This window comes from Nocardia testacea NBRC 100365 (genome assembly GCF_000308775.1).
Taxonomy (GTDB): domain Bacteria; phylum Actinomycetota; class Actinomycetes; order Mycobacteriales; family Mycobacteriaceae; genus Nocardia; species Nocardia testacea.
The window spans coordinates 103,859-110,283 of record NZ_BAGJ01000170.1 but is presented as its reverse complement, the minus strand read 5'-3'; the positions used below and the strand labels follow the sequence as shown (position 1 = coordinate 110,283).

Below are 6,425 nucleotides of genomic sequence, written 5' to 3'. Positions count from 1 at the left end.
GCTCGCGGAGCGATTCCCGCAGCAGCTCCCGGTAGCGGTCGGGGTCCGGCATCATCGCCTTGTCGACGCTGAAGGTGAGTACGATCTCGTCGCCCTGTGCCGAGATCAGGTGCCGCAGACCGTCACCGTCCATCAGCGGCAGCACACCGAATACCCGCAGTACCGGGTGGCCGCGAAAGGTCAGCTCGGCGCCCAGCGGCGGAACATTGCTGATCGTGGTGTTGTGCAGCGGAACCGCGGACAGATCGGTGAACGATCGATATGCGCGCGCCCGGCCCGCCGCCCGCAACAGCCAGGCCGGGGCGGTTTCGACCCGCGCGGCGTGCCGGAGTACGTCCGGATCGCTGTGCCGGCGCCGTTCCCGGCGCACCGATTCCCGGATCGCCGCCAACCGGGCACGGGGATCACGGTCGCCGGTGTGCAGATCGACCGTCATCTGGCACAACTGGTTCGCCGAATCCCATTGTGCGATACGGCGCATCGACATCGGGACCATCGCCGCCAGCCCTTCCGGTGGCGTCTCGCCTTTCTCGTCGAGGTAGGCGGCGAGTGCACCCGACACCACGGTCAGCATGACATCGTTGACCGTGACGCGTTCGGCGCACCGATCGCGCAATGCCGTCACCTCGGACAACGACAGGAACACCTGGTCGATCAGTACGGTGGGGCCGATCGCGCGGTTGAAGCGGGTCGCGGGGCGAAAGGGCGCCGGCTCGTGCAGCAGTCCGGCCTCGATCCTGGCCCGCGCCGCGGCATTCGCCGCCCGGGTACGCGACAGTCCCATTACGAAACGGCCCATACGGTAGGGAAACAGCGCGGCGGCACGTAATCCCGCCGCCGATCTCGACCACCGGTTCACCGTCGGTGCGGCCGGCGCCTCCCGACCGCCGAAGAGTTCCAGTTCGAGTTCTCGGGTCGCCACACCGTCGCAGGCGCTGTGGTGGAATTTCAGTGCGACGACCGTGGCGTCCCCCCGGATCCCCGGTACGGCGCGGACTCGATCGAACACCTGGATCCGCCACGGCGGCCGCGTGAGATCCATAGGTGCCGTGGTGATTTCCGCGATCCGGGCTCGCACGGTGTCCCAGTCGGCCCCCGGCGGCTCGGCCACGACGTGCTCGGCGATATCGAGCGCCGGATCGGGCACCCAGTACGGCAGGTCCAGATCCAGTGGCACCCGCCGCAATCGCCGCTGGAACAGGGGTGCGAAACCCAGCCGCGCCTGCGCCCAATCCCGCAGCGCGGCGGTATCCACCGGTTCGGTCCCGGTGGAGTCGAAAATATAGACCGCGACGATATTGGACGGGTGCCGCTCGGTTTCGTCGTATACGAACACCGCGTCACGGGCCGCCAACTGCTCTTTCGCCACAATGCCTTTGGCATTTTTCGTGGCGAGAACTCCACTGTTCCCGTACATCACCATGTTTCCTGCCGAGCGGTACCGATATCAAGAATTGCCTGGTCGTGCCAGGCGGCTCGGTCGATCCTAGCGTTCCGACGCGCGGCGTCCAGGGAATCCGGCTGTCCGGAACGCCGAAATTTCAGACCTCGGTGAATTGAGCGGCAATGCGCGGCCGCGCGCGCACAATAATTTTTCGCTGTCTCGGACGGCCTGTCGGATAGTGCATTCCGGTCGGTTTTCCGAGCGCTTTCCTTGTTTCCGCTGCCGGGGCGGTGTCCCGTTCGCCGGGCGGCGCGAGGCCGGTCGATGCCGCCGATTGGGCCACCGCTTCGATTCCCGACGGAGAACCTCGCATAATAGCGGAGAAGAATTAATCCGATAGGATCGCCAAATATTTGCTCGCGTGCGAGTTGGATCGTGGAACCTCTGTGCCGCAGCTCGTCTTCCGGTCCGAGGTGCGTACCGTGACCTGTCCGGGCGGGTGGGTGAGGTCCGACTCGGACAACCGGGCCGGGTACCGGCGCCACGGCGCTTCCACCGAGCGATCCTCCGGGCCCGGGCGGCACGGCGAGCCGGAATGCCGATGGCCCGGGCCGACCGCGGTCCGGGCCACCGGCGATCAGGGCCGGCTCACTTCGGCGCGGTGAGGTCGTAGAGCGTGACCCCGTCCACCTCCTTCGCGGTGAAGTGGTCCGCGACCCATTGGGAAATCGCGGAGCTCATGCCCTGTCGGCCGCCCGGCCCGAATCCGCCACCGATGAAGTAGTGGATCTGTCCGGCGGATACGTACTGCTGGAACTGCTCCAGCGTGGGGGAGGGATCGCTGCCGTTGAACCCGCCCACCGGCATGACCGGCAGCTTGGTGGCCAGCTGGTATCCGGCGGCGCCGTTGGAGGAGACGGTGGCCGCGGCCCAGGTGTAGGCGTCGCCGTTCTCCTGCAGCAGTGCCACCAGCGCGTCACCGGGACTGCTCGCGTTCAGGAATCCGCCGCCGGGTCCGCCGCGACCCTTGCCGTCACCGCCCATCGCGGTCCCGCCGTCCGCTGTCCCGGGCACCCCGGGCACACCGCCGGGCATGCCGGGTATCCCCGGCCCGGCGTTCACCCAGACCATGCGTCCGGGCATATCGCCACCCATATCGGGCGGCCGCATACCGCCGAACATTCCGGTATTCGGGCCGGCCGTCGGGATCGCGCCCGCGTGGCCGGTGTGCAAGGTGTCGACCGTGTAGGCCACCGGACCGGCCAGACCCACCGCACCGGCGAGCACCGCGGTCGCCGCGGCCGCTCGGCCGGGTAGTGGTACGAGCAGCGCGATCGTTGCGACGATACCGCCGATCAGGACCGCCCACCGTAACCACGACACGAAATCGGCACTGCGCGTCAGCAACATCCAGGCAGTCGCGGTGGTGAGCCCGACCGCCAGGGCAGCCGCCGCGCGGACCCACCACCGGGACCGATTGCGCCAGAACAGCACCGACCCGATACCCACCAGCGCGGCTACCGCCGGGGCCAGCGCCACCGTGTAGTACTGGTGGAAGATGCCGGCCATGAAGCTGAACACCAGCCCGGTGACCAGCAGCCAGCCACCCCACAGCAGCACCTGCGCGCGGGACCCGTCGGTGCGGGCCGCGCGCCCACGCAGCAGCACTCCGGTGACCAGCGCGACCAGCGCCGCGGGGATCAGCCAGGCGATCTGCCCACCCTGCATCTGGTCGAACATGCGGGTTATCCCGGTCCGGCCCCACATGCCGTTACCGCCGGGCGGCAGTTCACCGCCCGGGCCGACACTGCCGGTCTCGTTACCGTTCAATCGTCCCAACCCGTTGTAGCCGAGGGTCAGTTCGATGATCGAATTGTGCTGCGATCCACCGATATAGGGCCGCGAATCCGCAGGCCACAGTTCCACGATCAGGATCCACCAGCCTGCGGCCACCACCATCGCGGCGCCGGCGGCGAACAGTTGCGCGATGCGTTCCCCGAGTCTCGGCGGGCCGGCGAACAGATAGACCAGCGCCAGGACGGGCAGCACCAGCATGACCTGCAATTGTTTGGCCAGGAAGCCGAACCCGATGAAGGTGCCGGTGAGCACCGGCCAGCGCCAGCGCCCGTCGTCGAGCGCGCGCATCATCGCCCACACCGCGGCGACCATCAGCAACACCAGCAGCGCGTCCGGATTGTTGAACCGGAACATCAGCGCGAACACCGGGGTCACCGCCAGTGCCAGCCCGGCGATCAAACCGGCCGACGGGCCGAACGAGCGCCGCACGATCTTCCAGACCAGCGCCACGGTCGCCACGCCCAGCAGGACCTGGGGGACCAGAATGCTCCAGCTGCTCAGACCGAACAGGCGTACCGATAGTTCCATGAGCCACAGCGACGCGGGCGCTTTGTCCACGGTGATGGAGTTCGCGGCATCGGAGGAGCCGAAGAAGAACGCCTTCCACGACACCGAGCCGGCCTGGATGGCCGCCGAGTAGAAGGAATTGGCCCAGCCGTTGGCGCTCAGGTTGTAGAGGTAGGAAAGGCCGGTGGCGAGCAGCAGCACCGCCAGCGCCGGATACTCCCAGCGGTTGGCGCGCGCCGGTCCGGGAGCGGCCGGGAGGGTCCCGGTGCGGTGGGGAGTCGTCGCGGTCGCCGTCATCGAGCGACCTCCGCCGGTCGGCCGCTCTCGCGGAACACCCAGCGCAGCCCGACGAACCGCATGAGGGTGGCGATCAGATTCGCGACGATCAGCACGAAGAGTTCCAGCTGCACCGGGGCGTCGGGCGCCCAATGGTGCAGGGCGAACAGTGAGCCGCTGGTCATCAGCAATCCGAACCCGAAGATCAGCAGGCCCTGGAACTGGTGCGACACCATCCCGCTTTGTCCGCGCACTCCGAAGGTGAACGTCCGGTTGGCGGCGGTATTGCCGATCGCGGTGATCAACAGGGCCGCGAAATTGGCGACCTGCGCACCGGCCATCGGTTGCAGCAGCAGGTAGAGCAGCATGTAGGCGAGGGTGGAACCGACCCCGACCAGCGCGAACCGCACCAGCTGGCCCACCATGCCGAGCGGCACCCCGGGGACCAGCGGCTCGCGGCCGACCGCCGCGCGGAGTTCGGCCAGCGGCAGCGATCCGGTGGCCAGCGCGCGGCCCATCCGCCAGATGCCGCGCAGATCCTTGTACGCGGTATCCACGATGTCGACGCGACTGTCGGGGTCGTCGATCCAGTCCACCGGAACCTCGTGGATCCGCAGCCCGGCACGTTCGGCGATGACCAGCAGTTCGGTGTCGAAGAACCACTCCCCGTCCTCGACCAGCGGCAGCAGCTTGCGCGCCACCTCGGTGCGCATGGCCTTGAAACCACATTGGGCGTCGGAGAAATGCGCTCGCAGCGAGGCTTTCAGCAGCAGGTTGTAGCAGCGGGAGATGAATTCGCGCTTCGGTCCGCGCACCACCCGGGAGCCGGAGCCCAGCCGGGTGCCGATCGCCAGATCCGAATGGCCGGAGACCAGCGGTGCGACCAGCGGCAGCAGTGCGTTCAAATCGGTGGAGAGGTCGACATCCATATACGCCACGACCTGCGCGTCCGAGTCCTGCCACACCGTCCGCAGCGCCCGCCCGCGGCCCTTGGCGTCCAAGTGGACCACCCGGATACCGTCCAGCTCATCGGCGAGTAATTCGGCCACCGCCAGCGTGGTATCGGTGCTGGCATTGTCGGCGACGGTGATCCGCGCCGGGAACGGGAACCCATTGTCGAGATAGTCGCGGAGCCGGCGCACACACACGCCGAGGTCGGTTTCTTCGTTGTACACGGGAACGACCACATCCAGCACCGGCGGCGCCGCGGTGGCTTCCCTGAGGTCCGCCGCTGCGGCGAGGGTCACGGTCTCGGTCATGTGGACCAGAGTCGGTGGGCGGGCTGGGGCCCGGCTCCAGCGAACCTGGGAGGTAGCTGTGTATATTTGCGGCGCCTTCGGCGCCGCGGGCCGGCAGAAGTGAGGTATACGTGGATGTGGGGCGGGAAGGCGGCGCGCCGGGCCGACCCGTCCGGTGTCACTGGTCGAACGTCGTTGTTCCGGTCTCCACTCCGTTGTGGATGTTCGTGACACCTCGAGTATGGACCCGCCCACCGACAGGTTCGGGGCCTCGCCCGGTCAGCTCAGCCGCCACAGCGGGGACACCGGGCCGTGGCCTTTGCCCAGGTCGTAGGCCGCTGCCAAGCTGCGCCGGGTCCACTCCTTGGCGAATTCGAAGGCGTCGGGGACCGAGTAGCCGTGGGCGAGTGCGCAGGCCAGGGCCGCGGCCAGGGTGTCGCCGCCGCCGTGGTCGTTGCCGGTCTCGATACGCGGGGCGGAGAACTCCAGGAATCGCTCGCCGTCGAAGAGCAGATCGGTGCTCTGTGCCGAGGTGCGCAGATGGCCGCCCTTCACCACGACCCAGCGCGGTCCGAGCGCGTGCAGCGCCTCGGCCGCGGTGCGCGCGGACGCCGCATCGGTGACCTCCACCCCCGTCAGCAACCGCACCTCGTCCAGGTTCGGGGTGACGATGGTCGCCAGCGGGAACAGCGTGTACCGCACGGCATCGAGTGCTTCGGTGTGCAGCAGCGGGTCGCCGTGCATGGAGGCCGCGACGGGGTCGACCACCAGCGGTATCTCGGCCTCGTGCCCGATACCGACCTCCCGGCAGACCGCCGCCACGGCCTCGATGATGTCGCCGGAGGCGAGCATGCCGGTCTTCACCGCGCCGATACCGATATCCCCGGCCACCGAACGCACCTGGTCCGCGACCACCTGCGGGGGAATCTCGTGAAACCCGCTCACACCCACCGTGTTCTGCACGGTCACCGCGGCCACCGCCACCAGAGCGTGCACCCCGCACAGGGCCATGGTCCGGGTATCGGCCTGGATCCCGGCTCCGCCACCCGAATCGGTACCGGCGATGGTGAGCACCCGGACCGGGGTCTGTCCCGGGGGCGTCAACGGCAACAATCTCACCCGCTCACCCTACGTGGGCGGGGTTCGCGGCCGGGTCGGGTGCC

At 68.5% G+C, this 6,425-nt stretch carries 4 protein-coding genes; all 4 read right to left on the bottom strand.

Annotated elements, in window-relative coordinates; translation table 11 throughout:
- Positions 1-1,417 (bottom strand): wax ester/triacylglycerol synthase family O-acyltransferase (locus ON38_RS23355; protein WP_039827087.1); only part of this gene is annotated, 1,417 nt, incomplete at its 3' end.
- Positions 1,418-2,032: 615 nt separating this feature from the next.
- Positions 2,033-4,045 (bottom strand): glycosyltransferase family 39 protein, encoded by a 2,013-nt coding sequence (locus tag ON38_RS23345; protein ID WP_039827062.1) that lies wholly within the window; start codon positions 4,043-4,045, stop codon positions 2,033-2,035.
- Entirely contained in the window at positions 4,042-5,283 is a 1,242-nt protein-coding gene (locus tag ON38_RS23340; protein ID WP_039827061.1) for a bifunctional glycosyltransferase family 2/GtrA family protein, read from the bottom strand. Before ON38_RS23340 ends, ON38_RS23345 begins: the two co-directional genes overlap by 4 nt.
- Positions 5,284-5,541: 258 nt before the next feature.
- Positions 5,542-6,381, bottom strand: coding sequence for a bifunctional hydroxymethylpyrimidine kinase/phosphomethylpyrimidine kinase (thiD, locus tag ON38_RS23335; RefSeq protein ID WP_039827060.1), 840 nt, complete (start codon positions 6,379-6,381; stop codon positions 5,542-5,544).
- Positions 6,382-6,425 lie beyond the last annotated feature (44 nt).